The following is a 19,095-nucleotide window of genomic DNA, read 5'->3' on the forward strand; positions in this document are numbered from 1 at the left end:
TTAATTAGAAAGGCTAACTATTTGGTCGAAAAAAAACTCAGTCGCGCCCTACCATCCGCGCCAGCAAGGCGGACAACGCCGCCTGTTCGTCCTGGCTCAGGCGCCCCAACCGCTCATCCAGCAGGCGGCTGTACAGCTCGCGATCCTGCGCCAGCATCCCCTCTCCGGCCTCGGTCAGTCGCAGCAGAATGGCGCGGCCATCCTGGTCACTGCGACCACGACTGACCAGCCCTTTACGCTCCAGCCGCTGGCACATGGTGCTGGCGCTGGGTTTGGCCACCCGCATCATCTCGGCCAGATCAGACAGGCGTAGACAGCCTGCCTCTTCCAGCGTTTGCAGGTAGTCGTATTCGGTGTAGCTGAGACTGTGGCCACTCGGGTCGCCCTCTTCCCGCCAGCGGCGGGTGACGTAGCGCTCCAGTGCCATCAGTGACTGATCAATTCGCATGTGGGAAATATTATTAGCCTTACTAACTAAATGCCAGTCCTACCAGTCGAGACCCTGTTGCGCCTTAATGCCCGCCTCAAAGGCGTGCTTGACCGGCGCAATCTCGGAGACGGTATCCGCCAGCTCCAGCAGACGGCGATGGCAGTTGCGACCGGTGATCACCACATGCTGATGTTCCGGCCGTGCCTCGATGGCGGCTACCACGGTGTCCACATCCAGATAGTGCAGGCTGAGCATGTAGGTGAGTTCATCCAGCAGCACCATATCGACAGCCGGGTTGGCCAGGTCCTGCGCCACCGCCGCCCACACCGCTTCGGCGGCGCGGGTGTCGCCCTCCCGGTCCTGGGTGTTCCAGGTAAAACCGGTTTTCATGATGTGAAACGGCACCCCCAGTTTCTCCAGCACATTGCGCTCACCGCAGGGCCACTCCCCCTTGATAAACTGCGCCACCGCGCAGTTAAGGCCGTGGCCCACCGCCCTGAGCACGGTGCCAAAACCGGCGGTGGATTTGCCTTTGCCGTTGCCAGTAAGCACTAGCACCAGGCCGCGCTCCACCTGAGCTTCTGCCACCTTGGCGTCCACCACTTCTTTGAGTCGCTGCTGGCGGGCTTTGTGTTTGTCCTGGTCCCTCTGGCTCATGCGCTACTCCGTGTTTATCTCAATGAAACTTGCACTTGGGGTTGGATATACTGGGGCCTTGACCCTGACTCGTCCAGAGCCGCGATGGATTCCATTATTGATATTCCCTGGTGGCAGTTGGCCGCCTTTGCCACCATCCTGGCGCTGCCTTTGTGGCTGAATCATCACTTCCGGATCGGCCACGGCCGCACCACGCTGGTGGCCTTTGCCCGCATGACCGCCCAGCTTGCGCTGGTGGGCGTCTACCTCAAGTTTGTGTTCAACCACGACAGTCTGCTGCTCAACCTGGCCTGGCTGACGGTGATGATGCTGGTGGGCGCCAGCGCCATCCTCGGAAACAGCAACCTGCGCCATCGCCAGCTGGTACTGCCGGTGCTCGCTGGCATGGTGTTGTCGCTGCTGCCGGTGCTCGGCCTGCTGCTGCTTGGCCTGCTGCAACCGGCGCCCTGGTACAGCGCCCAGTACCTGATCCCGCTGGCGGGGATGCTGCTCGGCAACACCCTCAGTGGCAACGTGGTGGCGTTGCGGAGCTACTTCGGCGCCCTGAAAAACGACTTCAGCCTGTATGAGGGTGCACTGGCCCTGGGCTGTACGCCTCGCTATGCCGCCCGCCCCTTTGTTCAAGAGGCGATTCGCCAGGCACAGGCGCCGCAGCTGGCCAACATCACCGCCACCGGCTTGGTGACGCTGCCCGGCATGATGACCGGCCAGATCCTCGCGGGCACCGACCCCCATGTCGCCATTAAGTATCAGCTGGTGATCATGATTGCCATCTACGTGATGCTGAGCCTGTCGGTCACCATCACCCTGTTGCTGGGCCAGCGCGCCATACTCGCCCCCACCGGAAAGGTGTTGGTCCCCCTGCCCCGGGAGGATTGAGGGACACATTAATGGGCCCTAGCGTGGGCTTACAGCCCACAGGCAAAACCCCATTCCGAGCCGCCGTGGGCAAAATGCCCACGCTACGAATCCTCCCCTACGAGTCCCCATGTTCTCGCCGTAGCGTGGGCTTACAGCCCACGAGCCGAACTCAACGACGAGCACCCGTGGGCAAATTGCCCACGCTACGAATCCTCCCCTACGAGCCCCCATGTTCTCGCCGTAGCGTGGGCTTACAGCCCACGAGCCGAACTCAACGACGAGCGCCCGTGGGCAAATTGCCCAGGTCACGATGGCGGGCCAATCACCGACATAAAAAAAACGCCCCCGGAGAGCCGGGGGCGTTTCGTTTTGGCTCGGCGTGAGCTTAGGCCACGATGTTGAAGATCCAACCACCGCCGATGGCCATCACCAGAATGGTGAACACGAAGGCCAGCAGCAGCGGCCAGCGGAACAGGCGCTTGAGCATGATCAGTTCCGGGATGCTGGCGCCGCCGGAGCCGATGGTCAGAGCCATTACCGCCCCCAGGCTGACGCCCTTGGCCACCAGCGAGCCCACCAACGGCAGCAGCGCCTCCACCCGGATGTACAGCGGGATACCAATCACTGCCGCCACCGGCACGGCCCACGGGTTGTCGGCACCGGCCACCTGGGCAAAGAAGTCACTCGGCACAAAGCCGTGCACCAGCGCGCCAATGGCCATCGCCAACGCCATGTAGGGCAGCATGCTGCGGTACAGGCTCAGCCCCTCTCGACCCGCTTTACGCCAGTCGATCTTGGTCTTGGTTTTCACTTGCGCTTGCGCCGCACTGTCACCACAGCAGCCGCTGGCCGGAGTCGGTTCAGCCGTACCACAACAGCCTTCGGCCACCACTGGCGTCATCCGCTGGAACACCGGGGCCACCGGTTCACTGGCGCAGCAGCTTTGGGCTTTGGCTTCCACTTTCGGCGCGCAGCAGCTCTGTTCAGCCGCATCTGCGGGGACCGCTTTGGCGCTGTCGCAGCAGCTGGTCTGGGCGGCCGGGTCTTCCAGCAACTCCGCTTTGATGTAGCGTTCGAAGCCCAGAGCCTGCAGCAGCATGCCCGCCACAATGGCCACGGTCAGCGCCAGCAGCGCGTAGATCAGGGTGATTTTGGCACCAAATACCGGCAGGAACAGCGCGATCACCAGCGGGTTCAGCAGCGGCGAGGTGATCAGGAAGGTCATGGTCGGGCCAAAACCGGCACGGGCCTTCAACAAACCGATCAGCATCGGAATGGTGGAGCAGCTGCAAAACGGGGTCAGGCCACCGAGGCCCGCCGCCATAAAGTAGCCACGGCCACCACGGCCACCCAGCAGGGCCTGGATCTTCTCCTTGGGCAGCTTCTGGTTGATCACGCCCACCAGCGAGCTGATCACCAGAAACAGAATGGAGATCTCCGCCATCAGGTAGACGAACATGGAGAGTGCGGAGAGCAACTGGTCGCTCATCGACCCGTTATGGGCCAGAAAATCGGGATTCATAATATCCACCTTTCTAAAATATTCGAAATATAGAGCAGAGAAACACCCGCACAGACGCTTCTCTAAAGGTAATCGTTACAGGGTGCAGCACTCGGAAGTCAGAAACGCCATCAACTCATCCAGCGATTCCATACGGGCTTTGCAGTAGAGGGTACGGCCATCACGGATCTGCTCCACCAGACCCGCCGCCACCAGTCGACTGATGTGATGCGAGAGGGTGGAACCGGGAATGTCCAGGTGGGATTGGATCTCCCCCACACTCAACCCCTGACGGTTGCCACGAACCAGCAAACGGAAGATCGCCAGCCGGGTTTCATGCCCCAACTCCGACAAACGCTTTACTGCCAGGTCATCGCCGATCATCTGCTGTTCCTCATTTCACTGTTGCCAACAATTCTATATTTATCGAAATGTCCGTCAAGCGTTTTTCTCACCACCCCAGTCCACTCGCGCATTGTTACTTGTTTGTTATCAGCGTGAGCCGTACCATGTCACAAACTGCGTTCGCTTCCAACTGCCTAATAATGATTAAAAACCTTTCCAGAAGTAGGGAATTATTGGGGCGCTGACAACAACAAAAATGAGGGTTAAAGATGAGGTATCCACTGCTCGCTTCTGCCGTTCTACTGGCACTGACCGGATGCGGATCCGGCTCTGATTCCGACTCCGGCAACACCCCTGACCCAACGCCCCAGCCCACACCCAATACCGCCCCCACCCTCTCGCTCAGCCAATACACCACCGCCGAAGACACCCCCTTTAGCCTGTCCCTGGCGGATCTGGTCAGCGATGTGGATGGCGACAACATTAGCCTCAGCGTCGAAGCCTGCGGCGACCAGCTCAGCTGCCAACTGTCCGGTACCACCCTGACCCTGACCCCCGCCGACGACTATCACGGTGAGCAAAGCGTGCGTTTGAGCGCCAGTGACGGCGAAGCCAGCACCAGCGCCGAACTGACCCTGACGGTGGAAGCGGTGAACGACGCGCCGCTGCTGGCCGTCAGCGACCAACAAGTAGAGGAAGATGGCAGCCTGACCCTCGATTTGGCCAGCTGGATCAGCGATGTGGATGGCGATGCCCTGACGCTTTCGGTGGCCAGCTGCGCCGCCAACATCGACTGCGCGCTGGACAACACCAGCCTGACCCTCACCCCTGCCGCCGACCATTTCGGCGACAGCCACTCCATCGGCCTGACGGTGACTGACGCCGCCAACGCCAGTACCAGCGCCAGCTTTAATCTGACGGTCAGTGGCGTCAATGACGCGCCCCAATGGCAGGCCATCGCAGCTCAGACCCTGCAATATGACCAATCCCTGACCCTCGACCTGACCCGCCATATCGCCGATGCCGACAACGACAGTCTGAGCTTCAGCGTGGTCAGCTGCGATAACCTGCAGTGCCAGTTGAACGGCAGCGAACTGACCCTCAGCGCCCCGGCCGAAGCGGGTGTCACCTATCCGCTCACCCTGCGTGCCACCGACGGCAGCGACGAGGTGGACACCGCGCTGCAGGTGGCGATCACCAAAGTGCCGGTGGATGCCATTGCGGGTGTGCAGTTCTTCCCGCCCTACAACGGCCTGACCGGCGTGGACAACGTCACCCTGTCGCTGCACAGCGAACAGGACCTGACGCAACTGACCATCAACGGCGAAGTCATCACGCTGGAGAACCCGCGCCAGTGGCAGCAAAACTTCCCGCTGCAGATGGGTGACACCCTGTTTACTGTGGTGCTGGAAACCGCCACCGAAACCCTGTCGCTGACAAAAACCGTCCGTTACCAAGGCGATCTCCACCAGGGCAGTGCCGACCTGACCTACCTCGGTGACCGCACCGTATTGGTGGACGACTACCGTGCAGGTGCCCTGGTCGCCTTTGACCTCGACACTCGCGAGACCACCGCCTACCCCAGCGATCGGCTAACCGGCATGAATATCGACTTCCTCGACTGGTATGTCGCGCTGGACTCCGAGCGCTTGCTGGGCAGTGCCTGGGACCAGGATGCCGCTGCCAACAAACTGGTGGAAGTGAACCTCACCGACCTGACCATCACCGAGCGCTACAACCTGAGCAATGTGCCGGTACAGGTCAGCCATCTGACCGCCTCCACCGACGCCAGCCTGGTGTACTTCGTCTTTGACAACTCGCGCCAGGACCCGAACACCGGTGCCTGGTACCCGGTGGAGGAGTTCTACCAATTTGAGGTGGCGACCAACACCCTGACTCTGCTGGCCGACACCGCCCAGGTGGACGACGATGGCCCACTGACCCGGGTACGCGGCATGATCCTCGATGAAACGAATGATCGCCTGCTGATGGTCAATCAAAATTACTCCGACCCGGCAGCACGACTGTTGGCATTGCCGTTATCCGGGCCGGATGAGGGACGACTGGTGGAACTCACCCCCTCCTCCGACCCGGGCTGCCTCGACTTCGCGGCACAGGAGTACTATGAACTTCGTAACGTGCGGGATGGCAAGTGGCTGATGGTGATGCAAAACGATAATTGGGCCAGCTATCAGCTGGATATCAACACCCTCTGCCTGACCGAGCACCACCGGGTGCCGGAATCGCTGCTGCTCAACCGCGAATCCCTGCAGGGCATCGATGTAAACCCGCTGACCGGTGAAATCCTGCTGGGCTTCTATCCCGGCCCCATCGTCTATCAGCCCGAGACCGACAGCTACCGTGGCGCCGAAGCGGCAGGCTTTGCCGGCGAGCCGTGGAACATTCAGGAACCCACCGCGATTCACTACCGCGCAGACACTCATCAAATCGTCTACGGCGATGACCAGTTCCTGATGCAGCTTGACCTGCAAACCGGCGAAGTGACCCAGCTTGCACAGTTGCGCGACAACATTCTCAAGCTGGAGTGGGACGAGGCCAGCCAGCGCTACTACCTCTACGACGAGTACGATGGCTTGCTCGCCTATGACGTAGCGGGTGAACAGCTGGTCACCTTGGTGGAAGAAGCCAGCGGCCAGCACTTCAGCTATCCAGCCCTGGCCAGCGATGGCCAGCTCTACTATGTCGACAGTGACGTGCTGAACCGCATCAACCCGGAGACGCTGGAGATCAACACCGTCTCCCCCCACGATGACGCGGCCGGGTTCAGAAGCATCACCTCCCTGCATCTCGATGAACCCAACAACCGGGCGATCATCAGCGTGAGCAGCGGTGGCGACACCACCTATATCGGCCTCGACCTTGATAGCGGCGTCCGCACCATCCTGTTGCCGGAATCCGACCTGAACGACGGCGACTACAACATCCTAAGCGCTGACGGCTCTCTCATGTGGTACTTCGATTGGGCCAATGATCAGGTCATGTCGCTGAACCTGGACACCCAGGCCATCACCCCGGTCACGCCGGCCAGCACCAACCACTACAAGCTTGGTGACCCCACCGGCCTGTTCCGCCTGAGCGATGACATACTGCTGATGGGCGATGACGACTTTGGCGGCTTCTGGATGATCAACCTGACCACCGACGAAAAGCTGCTGTATCGCTAAGGTCGGTTGAAATCGAAACAAAAAAGGCGCCCCTATGGGCGCCTTTTGTTTGCTGTGGAGCCAAACGTAGCGTGCGCCTGTGGCGCACGAACTGAACGAGACAATGGCAACGTACGCCCCAAAGCGGACAGTCGGCCCAGTTCCGCGAGTGACCGGTTTGTGCCCAAAGACGACGGATGGCCTTGGCCAAAGGGATGACCGCTTTGGGGCGCTTAATGTCATGACTGTACCTCATCGCCATCGTGATCGCTCACATCAAATCACTTCCATTTTCTGGATTGGCGCTGTACCCTGCGCACCCTGTTTCTCCTCGCTTCTGTACCCTGCGTACCCTTCGCACCCTGTGCGCTTGGACTGGTGGCGGTACTCAATCCGCGTAACGAATAAATAAGTACAATCACAAGTGTAGAAAATCAAAGAATGTTTGACAGCGCAATCGCCGCCCAAATGCTTAAGGCAGCAGGCATTACACGCTCTGAATTCGCAGAGCAGATGGGAATCCCCCTGACCACCCTATCCTCATATTTAGCACCGCCATCTGCAGTGAAACATCGTATGCCTCCTCTTGCTTTAGGCGAATCGATGATTGCACGCCTGAAGCAGCATTGTCCGAAACAACCGTCAGACACTCCGGAATTTGATGCTTTTATCGCCGGCCTGACCATTGATGAAAACAGTAAGGCAAACCTGCGCCAGTTTGGAGATGAGTTCTTTTCGCGCCTTGCGCATATAAAAGACAAAAGCGAAAAGGAGCAGATTGTTGGGTTGTTGCTAGGCTACGTCCAGGGCGGTAAGACAACCTATTTTCTCGGCCTGACGGCTCTGGCGCTGGATATGGGTTATCGGATGATTATTATTCAAACCGGTACCAAGCAGAATATCGATTCCCAGGCACGTACTGAACTGCATGACAAGCTGTTCGCCAACCGACAGACGCACAACCTTGCACAGATCGAATGGGATAATCATGCTTCGACGAAAAATAAGCTCGATTCTTTGATTGATCAGCAGGCTGACCCTTTGGTGGCGGACGAACTAAAACCTGCAATCATCATCACCACACTGAAGAACCATCAAAAGATCAAGACGCTTGCTGAAAAGCTGAAGACGGTTGATTTGCTTGATTATTACGATGTGCTGGTCATCGACGACGAAAGCGATCAGGCCGGTTTGAATAACAATGCAAGGAAGGGTGGCGCGCGTTCTAGTACGAATCAGCACATTACAGATCTGCGCGAAGCCTTGCCGAAGCATGTCTACCTGCAGGTTACAGCGACGCCGCAGGCACCGTTGATGCTGGACTTGCTGGACGACTTATCACCTGACATGGCAATGGTACTTAAGCCCGGTCAAGACTACATTGGTGGCTACGAACTGTTTGCCAGCGCCAACCGTGGCAACTACATTCGTACCATCCCAGAAAAAGATCTGGCCACTTATGGTAAGGGCAGCAAGATAGCTCGAGAGGAGCGGTTTCTCGCGAAAACCGTGCCGGTTCCTTCATTGATCAATGCTATGTACCAGTTCTTTCTCGTAGTGGCGAACTGTCATTACCACAAAGCAACGCAAGGCAATCGGTCGATGATGATCCACCCGTGTCGCAAGCAGGCGGTGCATCGCAAACTTAAGCAGTGGGCAGAAAAAATTCAGATAGAGGCGCTCACTCTTCTGCGTTCAGGCGATATCGCGCAGATCAGGGATGGTTTTAAGGAGGCGCATACCGATTTGCAATCGACCATGCCTGACTTGGCTTCACTTGATGAGCTGATCTGCGACAACATTCTCTACATGGCAATCAGGCAGACATTCATTAATGAATGTAACACCCGGGCAGGTGCTAAAACTCCTGAGATCGACTGGAAAGGCAATTTTGCGCATATTTTGGTCGGTGGAGCCGCACTGGAGCGTGGCTATGTGGTCAAAAATTTGGTGATCTCTTACCTGTCACGCGATGCTAAGAACACTAACCTCGATACTATGTCACAGTGGCAGCGGTGTAACGGTTACAAACGCCAGTATGCGGGTGAAATCCGAGTCTATCTGCCTGAGAGTATTCAGGAAGATTACTTCGCGTACGCTGTGTGTGAGCGTGAGATCCACAATGAGATTCAGCTTGCTAATGCGCTCGGTACGGATCTTAAGGAGGTTCATCGTCGACTCGTGCATATCGCCGGAAAGAAGCATACGCGGGATAGCATTATCAGCAAGGCGCGTGCCAAATCCATGACACTAACTAACGCCAACTGTGTCCCTACGTATCCGCTTAATATGGATGTCAGCGTCGAGCATAAATTGGAACGATTTCTTGCTGGTTGTCACTTTGAGGATTATACACCTGACAAAGCTCACGGTATCATGCGCTGCAAGCTGCGTGAATTTTATACTGCAGTTTGTGTGGCTCCCTTATATAAGGACGAACCAAAGTATCGAGATCTTGATATCAGCCTACTCCGTCTGCTCCGTGAGCTTAGTGAGCAGCCTGACCATTTAGATCTGGCACACCTTGAACAAGGCGCAGATTACGAGATGGAGTTGATTATGGTGAACCATAACAACAGCGATACGATTTATAAGCGCTCAGTTGACGAGTCGGGTTTCACCAAGGATCTGATGTCTGGTAACTGGAAAAGCAGTAAGAGATCTCAGTACCACCTGGGTTCACCCGATCGCTTGCGGGTATTGGTGCATAAATTGACTATTGTCAGAAAGGGTCAGGAAAAAGAGAAGGAAGTAGAACTGGCTAAGGACAAGCTGACGCTATCTGTCTTCTTCCCTGAGAATTATCCGCGTCACACCTATTTCGAGTCTGACCTTTAATTGCCTGTATACCAAAATCCAGACCGCCTAGCTAAGTTGCCAGAGCGGTCTGGTTCAGGCTTAGATTAAGGCTCGGTGGTTACGGAGATCTGAATAGCCCCTGTTTCTGTAGTCACCTTCAAGACATACGATGAGCGTCCGCTATAAGCAGCAAACCGAACCCTCATCCCAACAGGTTAGGTGCCAGCTTTGAGCACATACCGGTCATAATGCCCAGGCACTGAATGTCTCTCCCTGGCCGATAGCACCCTCGTATATCTGACTGATGAATGACCGCTCCTGGCGCCATTCCAGCCATTCCCCAGTCAAAAAAAGGCGCCCCTTGGGGCGCCTTTCCATTAACCAGCCAGTTAGAACGCTAAGGTCTACTCCTCCAGCATCTTACGCAGTACCGCATTGTGGGTGGCGTCGTTCGGCGCCTGGCCGTCGTTGGGCATCTCGTCGCTGCCGTGGCAGGCGAGGCAGCTGCCGACCCGGCGGATGTTGTCCAGCTCCTCCTTATTGAAGGGACGAGCGCCTTTGTGGTTGGTGGCTTGCAAGGCATTGCCCTCTTCGTCGACAAAGCGTTCCAGCTCAAACGGCACCGGCGCTTCGCCATCCGGGAAGTTGGCGCTCATATCGTAGACGCCGCTGCCCAGGCCCCACACCTTCGGATTGGTGTGGCACTCTTCGCAGGTACGCGCCTGCTTACTGGTGGTGTGGGCGAACACCGGGTTGTGGGCCAGGCCGCTGGTGCCGTCCACGGTGGTGTAGGTGTGGTTGTTCAGCACCGCATTCTCGCCGTCCATCTGGGTCAGGATCACCTGACAGCCGGGGATAAAGGTGGACACCTTGCCGCGAGAGTTCACCCCAAGGGCGGGCATCTCCCAGCGCACATAGGAGCGGCTCTCCTGCCAGCTGAAGGCGTTGGCTTCGCGGTTGCCTTTGTTGCTGGCCTGGCTCGGATCGTCGCTGCTGCCCAGCAGCCAGTCGCCGCTGGGCTTGCTGATGTCCTGCTTGGCGTGGCAGCCGTAGCACTGCGGCGCCCAGGCGGTGTGACAGGCGTGACACTCCAGCTTCTCCATATGAGCGGGGATCTGCACCATCGCCGCCTTACCCTCGGCAGAGAGTTCGGCACCGGCCAGCTGCGGAACCTCCAGCACCTTACCATCGGCCTTGGTAGTCAGGGTGATGCGGTCGCCGTCCCGCTGCAGGTGATCCATGGGGTTGCCACGGATGGTTTTCAGCGTGGCCGGCGCCTCGTTGGTGCCGTGGCAGGTTTCACAGCGGACCTCCACCGCGTTGTGCTTCTTCTCATAGAGATAGCCGTCACCGTGCATCTCGTCTTTGGTGTGGCAGTCGATGCAGGAGAGGCCCGCGTCGAAGTGCAGGTCGGCCTGCAGGAAGTTGTAGTGCTTGCCGTGCAGTTTGCCCTGCTTATCGCCGCTCTCGGTGAACGGGGTGCCGTAACCGTCAGACTCCATCATCCCCTTGTAACTGGTGCCGGTGCGGGCGCCACGGTTGTGGCAGTGCTGGCACTGGTCGACACCGGGGGTACGGGTCATGCGGTGGAAGCGCGGGCGGTCTTTTTCGCTCTTGTCGATGGCGGCGTCATTGCCCTCATAGGTGCCGGCGTTGGAGTACTCGACGTGGCAGGCGGCACAGCCAGAGGCGCGGTAGTCGCCATCGCGCTGATGGCCGTCGCTCCAGATGTGGCAGCGCAGGCACTGGTTTCGCAGGTAGTCGTCACCGATGGAGTTGGTGGCGGATTCCGGCTTGGTGGGATCGTAACTGGGCAGCTGTTTCAGCTCAGCCACTGTGCCCGGGGGCAGGTCGTCGTGCAGCGCTTTGACGTCGTAGGTGGCGTAAAGGGCATCTTTACCCTGGGCGCCGAAGTCGTAGCGGGTGCCGGAGATCACCCCGGCCATGGTGGCGTGAATGGAGGTGCGGGCCTTGGCCACTTCATCGGCGTGGCAGCTGCCGCAGGTTTCCTCCACCACACGCAGGTCGGTGGGGTTGGCCCACATACCGTTGTGCGCGGTGGTCTGGTCGGTGGCGGTGGGGTTGCCCTGGTGGCAGTCGGTGCAGCTGAGGAAGTCCATTCCGGGAATGTCGGAGAACTGTTCGATGCCCTGGTGGCAGCTCAGGCAGCCTTTGTCAGAGTCCCAATCCGCCTGAACTGGCAGCGCCAGGCCAAACAACAATATCCATATGTGGCGGTATTTCATGATTATCCCTGCGAGGTTGCGGAAGGGAAACGCCCTTCCAATCCCCTACAGGTTCACAGCAACAACTGATTAACACCTTGATCAAGGTCAGTTACTGGCCAAAAGGTAAGCGCCATCCATAACGTCGGCGCAATTCGATGACGGACATCATAAAACGCTACTTTTCCGGCATTTCCGTGAAAGATTTCTCCGGGCTGTCATTTGTTACCACCTTGCTAACCCACTCATCCATCCGCTCAATCAGATAGGGGTAGAAGGGGTTCCATTTCTGACGCAGCAGTTCGTCGGAGGGGATCGCCAGCATCCCCCGTTCGCCCCGCACGGCGCGGCCCCCCAGGTGGATATGGCGCCGCTCCCGGTCGCGGTGTGGGCCCAGCAGGGGGTCGGCTTCCGGGATGGTCAGCGCCACGTGGGAGAGGGAGTGCACTTCACGGGGCCAGGCAATCCCCAGCGGCATCGCCTCGCCACTCTGGATCTCCCGTGCCTGCACCTCCGGTTGCCCCGGCCCGATGTTCTCCACAATGGTGGTTCTGAAGCGGGTCTGGCTGGCATCCAGAAACAGGGTGTAGTCCTCAATGGGGTCCTGAGTCAGCAGGCGGAAATCCAGCCAGGTGCGGTTGATGTCAAACAGCACCAGCTCGTCCTCCGATTTGCCCAAAGTAAGGTACAGGGATTCAAACAGGGCCTGGGTGTCCACCGTCTCATCGATCACTGAGTTGAAGGTCAGGACAGGAGGCATGGTGGCGATCTGCTCCGGCGAAAGCGTGCCAATCAGTGCCTGATTGGCCTGAATCAGTTGATACACCACATCCCCGGCGTTCACCGCAAAAGAGCCGTACTTAAAGGGGTGGTACTCCAGCGCCAGACTCTCCCAGGCCAGTTTCTCCAGCCCCAGCCATTGGCCAATCCGGTTCTGCCACCAGGCCCCCTGAGCGATAGGAGCCAGCCCCATCGCCGGTGAGAGGAACACCATGGCATCGAACTGAGGCGCCTGTCCCTCCGCCAGCCTGGAGAGGGTGTGGTTCAGCCCCAGTGCCGCCCCGGTGGAGAAGCCCACCAACAACAACGGTTTATCCCCCACCTGCTGCGCCAGGTAATCCGATGCCAGCCGGGTGGCCGATTTCAGGTCCTGCCACTCCAGCGTGGTCAGCATGGAGGGCACGGTGCCGTGGCCGGGCAGGCGCAGCCCCACCACGTGAGCGCGGTCGGCAAAGTGTCGGGCCAGCGGGGCCATATAGTAGGGGGAGTCGGACATGCCGTGGATCAGCAGCACCCCGAATTCGGCATCGGGATTGGGCCACTCAAAGCTGCGGTTCCAGTTGCGGGGCCACAGAGCTGGGTCGGACAAGCTGTTGTGGAAATAGCGGTTAAAGGGCTCCAGCGGCAGGCCATCGGTGCGGCGATAGACCCGCTGCTCCAGCTCACTGAACAGCCTCTCCTCCCGCTGCAGGTAGTCGCTGAAGGTGGCGTCACCATTATCGGCGCGGTACTCCTGCTTAAGCACGGTGGTGTGCCACAGCGCCAGGTCCGGCTTGCTGTTGAGCCAGAACACGCCCAGCGCCAACGCGGCCACCACGGTGCCCAGACTGCCGTAGAACACCGCCAGCCCCAGATGTTTACTGACACCAATGACCTTTCTGCGCACCCGCTTCCCCGCCCTGAATCTTCCTGTGAATTCGCAGTTTAGCCTGAGCCGTACTCACCATTAAGGGTTTTTATGGTGGCCGGATCTGACACTGGCGTTTGCCCGGCAGCTCTGTTTAAATAGACGTCTATACGGATAAAAGGCCAAATCGTAGGGCCAGCAGCAAGTAAGGAAGTGGCGGTATGTCAGATCAGCACGCACTCGAACAGCAATTAGCGCAACGTATCCTGATCCTGGATGGCGCCATGGGCACCATGATCCAGGGTTATAAGCTGGACGAGGACGACTACCGTGGTGAACGCTTTGCCGACTGGCCGAGCCCCCTTAAGGGCAATAACGACCTGCTGTCGCTGACCCAGCCCGACATCATCCGCGCCATCCACACCGCCTACCTGGAGGCCGGTGCCGACATCATCGAAACCAACACCTTCAACAGCACCACCATCGCCATGGCAGATTACGACATGCAGTCGCTGTCGAAGGAGATCAATTTCGAGTCGGCCAGACTGGCCCGCGCCGCCGCCGATGACGTGGCGGCCAAAACCGGCATCCCCCGTTATGTGGCCGGGGTGCTGGGGCCGACCAACCGCACCTGTTCCATCTCGCCGGATGTGAACGACCCGGGCTTCCGCAATGTCCACTTTGATGACTTGGTAGCGGCCTACACCGAATCCACCGAGGCGCTGCTGGATGGCGGCGCCGACCTGATTCTGGTGGAGACAGTGTTCGACACCCTCAACGCCAAGGCCGCCCTGTTCGCCATCGACAGCGTGTTTGAGGCCCGGGGCCAGCGCTGGCCGGTGATGATCTCCGGCACCATTACCGACGCCTCCGGCCGCACCCTGACCGGCCAGACCACCGAGGCGTTCTACAACTCCCTGCGCCACATCAAGCCCATCGCCATCGGCCTCAACTGCGCCCTCGGGCCGAAAGAGCTGGTGCCCTACATCAGTGAGCTGAACCGCATCAGCGAGTGCGCGGTTTCCGCCCACCCCAATGCCGGCCTGCCCAACGAGATGGGCGGCTACGATGAAACCCCGGCCCAGATGGCGGCCATCATCGGCCAGTGGGCGGCGGACGGCTGGCTCAATATCGTCGGCGGCTGCTGCGGCACCACCCCGGAGCACATCCGCGCCATCGCCGAGGCGGTGCGCCCCCATGCGCCGCGCACCCCGCCGGCCCACCTGCTCAGCAACGACAACGTCTCCACCCGCCTGTCCGGACTGGAGCCGTGCAACTTCGACGCCGACGCGCTGTTTATCAACGTGGGTGAGCGCACCAACGTCACCGGTTCCGCCCGCTTTCTCCGCCTGATTAAGGAGAACGATTACGAAACCGCGCTCGAGGTGGCCCGCCAGCAGGTGGAGAACGGCGCCCAGATCATCGACATCAATATGGATGAGGGGATGCTGGACGCCGAGGCGGCGATGGTGAAGTTCCTAAATCTGATCGCCTCTGAGCCGGAGATCAGCAAGGTGCCGATCATGATCGACTCCTCCAAGTGGGAGGTGATCGAAGCAGGCCTGAAGTGCATCCAGGGCAAGGGGGTGGTGAACTCCATCTCCCTCAAGGAGGGCGAAGCCGCCTTCCTGCATCAGGCCAAGCTGATCCGCCGCTACGGCGCCGCTGCCGTGGTGATGGCCTTTGATGAAACCGGCCAGGCCGACACCTACCAGCGCAAGGTGGAGATCTGCACCCGCGCCTATCAGGTGCTGACCGAGAAAGCCGGATTCGCGCCGGAAGACATCATCTTCGACCCCAACATCTTCGCCATCGCCACCGGCATCGAAGAGCACGACAACTACGCGGTGGACTTTATCGAGGCGTGCCGCACCATCCGCGACACCCTGCCCCACGCCCGCCTCTCCGGCGGCGTCTCCAACGTGTCGTTCTCGTTCCGGGGCAACAACCCGGTGCGGGAAGCGATCCACGCGGTGTTCCTCTATCACGCCATCCGCAACGGCCTCTCCATGGGCATCGTCAACGCCGGTCAGCTCGCCATCTACGATGACATCCCCAAGCCGCTGTTGGAGCGGGTGGAGGACGTGGTGCTGAACCGCCGCAGCGACGGCACCGAGCGGCTGCTGGAGATCGCCGAAGAGTACCGGGGCGATGGCCAGCAGGCGGAAGACCCCAAGGACGCCGAATGGCGCAGCTGGCCGGTCAACAAGCGGCTGGAGCACGCGCTGGTGAAGGGGATTACCGAATTTATCGACGAGGACACCGAGGCCGCGCGCCAGGCGGCCACCCGCCCGCTGGACGTGATTGAAGGGCCGTTGATGGACGGCATGAACGTGGTGGGTGACCTGTTCGGCGCGGGCAAGATGTTCCTGCCCCAGGTGGTGAAATCCGCCCGGGTGATGAAAAAAGCCGTGGCCTACCTCAACCCCTACATCGAAGCGGAAAAGGTGGAGGGCCAGTCCAACGGCAAGGTGCTGATGGCCACCGTGAAAGGGGATGTGCACGACATCGGCAAAAACATCGTGGCGGTGGTGCTGCAGTGCAACGGCTACGAGGTGATCGACCTCGGCGTGATGGTGCCGGTGGAGAAGATCATCGAGGTGGCCAAGGCGGAGAAGGTCGACGTGATTGGCATGTCCGGCCTGATCACCCCGTCGCTGGATGAGATGATCCACAACGTCAAAGAGTTTAAGAAAGCGGGGCTGACCTGCCCGGCCATCATCGGCGGCGCCACCACCTCCAAGATCCACACCGCGGTGAAGATCTTCGAACACTACGAGCACGGCGCCATCTACGTGCCGGACGCCTCCCGTACCGTACCGGTGGTGGCCAAGCTGATTGGCCCGGAGCGCCACGCCTTTATCGAGCAGCACTACCGCGAGTACGCCGACCTGAAAGCCAAGCGGGAAGCCCAGGGTAACCGCAAAACCCTGATCCCGCTGGAACAGGCCCGCGCCAACCGCAACCAGATCGACTGGGACAACTACACCCCGGCGGTGCCGAAACAACTTGGGGTGCAGGTGTTTAACGACTACCCGCTGACCGACCTGATCGACCGCATCGACTGGACCCCCTTCTTTCGCAGCTGGGGCCTGCACGGCAAATACCCGCAGATCTTCAAAAACCCCACCGTGGGCGCCGAAGCGCAGGAGCTGTACGACAACGCCCAGATCATGCTGAAGCAGATCATTGAGGGCAAGTGGCTGACCGCCGCCGCGGTGATTGGCCTGTTCCCCGCCAACACCTGCGACAACCACGACGACGTTGCCCTCTACACCGATGAAAGCCGGAGTGAGGAGTTACTGCGCCTGCACATGCTGCGCCAGCAGATTGAGCGGGTGGATAACGACAACTTTGCCCTGTCCGATTTTGTGGCACCGAAGGCCAGTGGCAAGGGCGACTATATGGGCGCCTTTGCGGTCACCGCCGGAATCGGCATTGAGGAACACGTCGAGCGCTTTGAGAAGGCCCACGACGACTACCACGCCATCATGATTAAGGCGCTGGCTGACCGCCTGGCGGAAGCCTTTGCCGAGCGGATGCACGAGCGGGTGCGCAAGGAGTTCTGGGGCTACGCCGCCGATGAAAACCTCGATAACGAGGCGCTGATCCGGGAGAAGTACAAGGGCATCCGTCCCGCCCCCGGCTACCCGGCCTGCCCGGACCACACCGAGAAAGGGCTGCTGTGGCAGCTGCTGCAGCCGGAGCAGAACATCGGCCTGAAGATTACCGAGAACTTCGCCATGTACCCCACTGCGGCGGTATCCGGCTGGTACTTCGCCCACCCGGAGTCCCGCTACTTTGGTGTCACCGACATCGACCGGGACCAGGTGGAAGATTACGCCCGGCGCATCGGCCTCAGCGTGGCGGAAACCGAGAAGTGGCTGTCGCCCATCCTCGGCTACAGCGCCTGAGTTCGGGCCTGAGCCTGAACATCAGGCATCAACGCAAAACGGTCTCCGCAGGGAGACCGTTCTTGTTTGGGTTCGGCCACCCCGAAGGCGACATGAGCAAACGACGAGCGCACGTCCCCCTCCGCTTGGTAGCGTGGGTTTCCAACCCACGGAAATGCCGCTTCGGATTGCAGACGGCCTGTGGGCTATGAGCCCACGCGACAAGAACACCCGACAAGAACATGCGATATGCGATTACACGCCGCACTGCGGCTGGCTCACACCGTCAGCAAACCCAAAAAAAACCGGCCATGGGGAGGCCGGTGAAACCGTTTGGGAAGGGCCCAATCGGGAGAGATTCAGGGGGTGGGGCGGGTGTCCTCAATCACCACGCCATCGCGGGGCAGTTCACCGGGGGTCACCCAGCGGGCGCTGACGCCGATGCGCAGCAACGCCCTCGCCTGCTCCTCCACCGCTGCCACCCCGACTGAGGGGGTCAGTTCCGGTTCGCACAGCAGTTCCAGAGTGTCCTGGCCGTCGTGCTGACGCACCACGGCACGCACCCGCGCCAGTCCATCGATGCGACTGCGCAGTTGTTCCAGCTGGCCGGGGTGAACAAACAGCCCCTTCACCTTGGTGGACTGGTCTACCCGGCCCTGCCAGCCGCGGATGCGGGTCTGGGTGCGACCGCAGGGGCTGAGCTCCGCCAGTACCGAGGAGAGGTCGCCGGTGGCGAAGCGGATCAGCGGGTAGTCGCGGTTCAGGCTGGTCACCACCACTTCGCCAATCTCACCGGGTTCCACCGGGGTCCCGGTGCCGGGCCGGACAATCTCCAGCAGCAGGTCTTCATCGACGATAAGCCCCTGGTCGGGCACGGTTTCGTAGGCGATCAGCCCCACATCGGCGGTGGCATAGGCCTGCCGGACGGTGATGCCCGCCGCCTCAAACCGGGCCCGCAGCGCGGCGGGCAGCGCTTCGCCAGTCACCAGTGCCACCGAGAACGACAGGCTCTGGCCGCGCTCTTCGGCCTTGTCCAACAGGATGGCCAGAAACGAGGGGGTGCCGCAGTAGCCCTGGGGTTGCAGCCGGGCGTTAAGCTCCAGTTGCAGGTCGGTCTGGCCGGGGCCGGCCGGCACCACGGTGCAGCCACAGGCCCGGGCGCCGGAGTCGAGAATAAAACCGCCCGGTGACAGGTGGTAGGAGAGACAGTTCTGCACCACCATGCCGGGACGGAACCCGGCGGCGTAGAACGCCCGCCCCATGCGCCACCAGTCACTCTGGCAGCACTCCGGCTCGCAGATGGGGCCGGGGGAGAGAAACAACCGGTCCAGCCGGGCCGGTTCTGCCGCCACGCCCCCCAGCGGGGCCGAGGCGGATTGCAGCTGACCCAGCTCCGACTTGCGCAGCAGCGGCAGCGCCGACAGGGCAGTGCGGGAGTCGAGCCCGGCGCTGTCCACCGCCGCCAGGCTGCGGGCGTAGTGCGGGCTGTGGCGGCGGGCGTAATCCACCAGCGCCTGTACTCCCTCCAGCAGCTGGGTTTCCCGGCGGGCCGGGTCCTGCTGCTCACGGGGCTCAAAGTAATCGTGCATGACG

General features: G+C 60.2%; 11 protein-coding genes. 4 read left to right on the top strand and 7 right to left on the bottom strand.

Features of this window, described 5'->3' with window-relative positions:
• Positions 1 to 37 precede the first annotated feature (37 nt).
• Together FBAL_RS15455 and cobO are read right to left on the bottom strand one after the other, a co-directional pair.
• Positions 38 to 448 carry a MarR family winged helix-turn-helix transcriptional regulator gene (locus tag FBAL_RS15455; RefSeq protein ID WP_013346517.1) on the bottom strand — a complete coding sequence of 137 codons (411 nt, stop codon included), beginning with the start codon at positions 446 to 448 and terminating at the stop codon, positions 38 to 40.
• A gap of 39 nt (positions 449 to 487) precedes the next feature.
• Complete coding sequence (cobO, locus tag FBAL_RS15460; RefSeq protein WP_013346518.1) at positions 488 to 1,087, bottom strand: cob(I)yrinic acid a,c-diamide adenosyltransferase; 600 nt, start codon at positions 1,085 to 1,087, stop codon at positions 488 to 490.
• A gap of 84 nt (positions 1,088 to 1,171) precedes the next feature.
• Between cobO and FBAL_RS15465 the strand changes: the two genes are divergently transcribed.
• Entirely contained in the window at positions 1,172 to 1,966 is a 795-nt protein-coding gene (locus FBAL_RS15465; protein ID WP_013346519.1) for an ABC transporter permease, read from the top strand.
• A gap of 367 nt (positions 1,967 to 2,333) precedes the next feature.
• On the opposite strand, the gene FBAL_RS15470 is transcribed toward FBAL_RS15465, so the two are convergent.
• Together FBAL_RS15470 and FBAL_RS15475 are read right to left on the bottom strand one after the other, a co-directional pair.
• A complete protein-coding gene (locus FBAL_RS15470) occupies positions 2,334 to 3,470 on the bottom strand; it encodes a permease (protein WP_013346520.1) in 1,137 nt (378 codons plus the stop codon).
• A 75-nt stretch (positions 3,471 to 3,545) separates the two neighbouring features.
• Positions 3,546 to 3,833 carry an ArsR/SmtB family transcription factor gene (locus FBAL_RS15475; protein WP_013346521.1) on the bottom strand — a complete coding sequence of 96 codons (288 nt, stop codon included), beginning with the start codon at positions 3,831 to 3,833 and terminating at the stop codon, positions 3,546 to 3,548.
• Between the two features lie 230 nt (positions 3,834 to 4,063).
• Between FBAL_RS15475 and FBAL_RS15480 the strand changes: the two genes are divergently transcribed.
• Together FBAL_RS15480 and FBAL_RS15485 are read left to right on the top strand one after the other, a co-directional pair.
• A complete protein-coding gene (locus FBAL_RS15480) occupies positions 4,064 to 6,979 on the top strand; it encodes a tandem-95 repeat protein (protein ID WP_013346522.1) in 2,916 nt (971 codons plus the stop codon).
• A gap of 420 nt (positions 6,980 to 7,399) precedes the next feature.
• Positions 7,400 to 9,796, top strand: a complete 2,397-nt coding sequence (locus tag FBAL_RS15485) for a Z1 domain-containing protein (RefSeq protein WP_083771234.1) — start codon at positions 7,400 to 7,402, stop codon at positions 9,794 to 9,796.
• A 365-nt stretch (positions 9,797 to 10,161) separates the two neighbouring features.
• Here the strand turns inward: FBAL_RS15485 and FBAL_RS15490 are convergent, their stop codons facing one another.
• Together FBAL_RS15490 and FBAL_RS15495 are read right to left on the bottom strand one after the other, a co-directional pair.
• Entirely contained in the window at positions 10,162 to 12,003 is a 1,842-nt protein-coding gene (locus FBAL_RS15490) for a multiheme c-type cytochrome (RefSeq protein ID WP_013346524.1), read from the bottom strand.
• Positions 12,004 to 12,160: 157 nt separating this feature from the next.
• Positions 12,161 to 13,648: an alpha/beta hydrolase gene (locus FBAL_RS15495; protein ID WP_013346525.1), complete on the bottom strand. Its 1,488-nt coding sequence runs from the start codon at positions 13,646 to 13,648 to the stop codon at positions 12,161 to 12,163.
• A 182-nt stretch (positions 13,649 to 13,830) separates the two neighbouring features.
• On the opposite strand from FBAL_RS15495, the gene metH reads away from it, so the two are divergent.
• On the top strand, positions 13,831 to 17,523 hold the full coding sequence (gene metH, locus FBAL_RS15500; protein ID WP_013346526.1) for a methionine synthase: 3,693 nt from the start codon (positions 13,831 to 13,833) through the stop codon (positions 17,521 to 17,523).
• 338 nt (positions 17,524 to 17,861) lie between these two features.
• Here metH and FBAL_RS15505 read toward each other — a convergent pair whose 3' ends face one another.
• A complete protein-coding gene (locus FBAL_RS15505) occupies positions 17,862 to 19,091 on the bottom strand; it encodes a phenylacetate--CoA ligase family protein (RefSeq protein ID WP_013346527.1) in 1,230 nt (409 codons plus the stop codon).
• Between the last annotated feature and the right edge of the window lie 4 nt (positions 19,092 to 19,095).

Source organism: Ferrimonas balearica DSM 9799, assembly GCF_000148645.1.
Lineage (GTDB): Bacteria > Pseudomonadota > Gammaproteobacteria > Enterobacterales > Shewanellaceae > Ferrimonas > Ferrimonas balearica.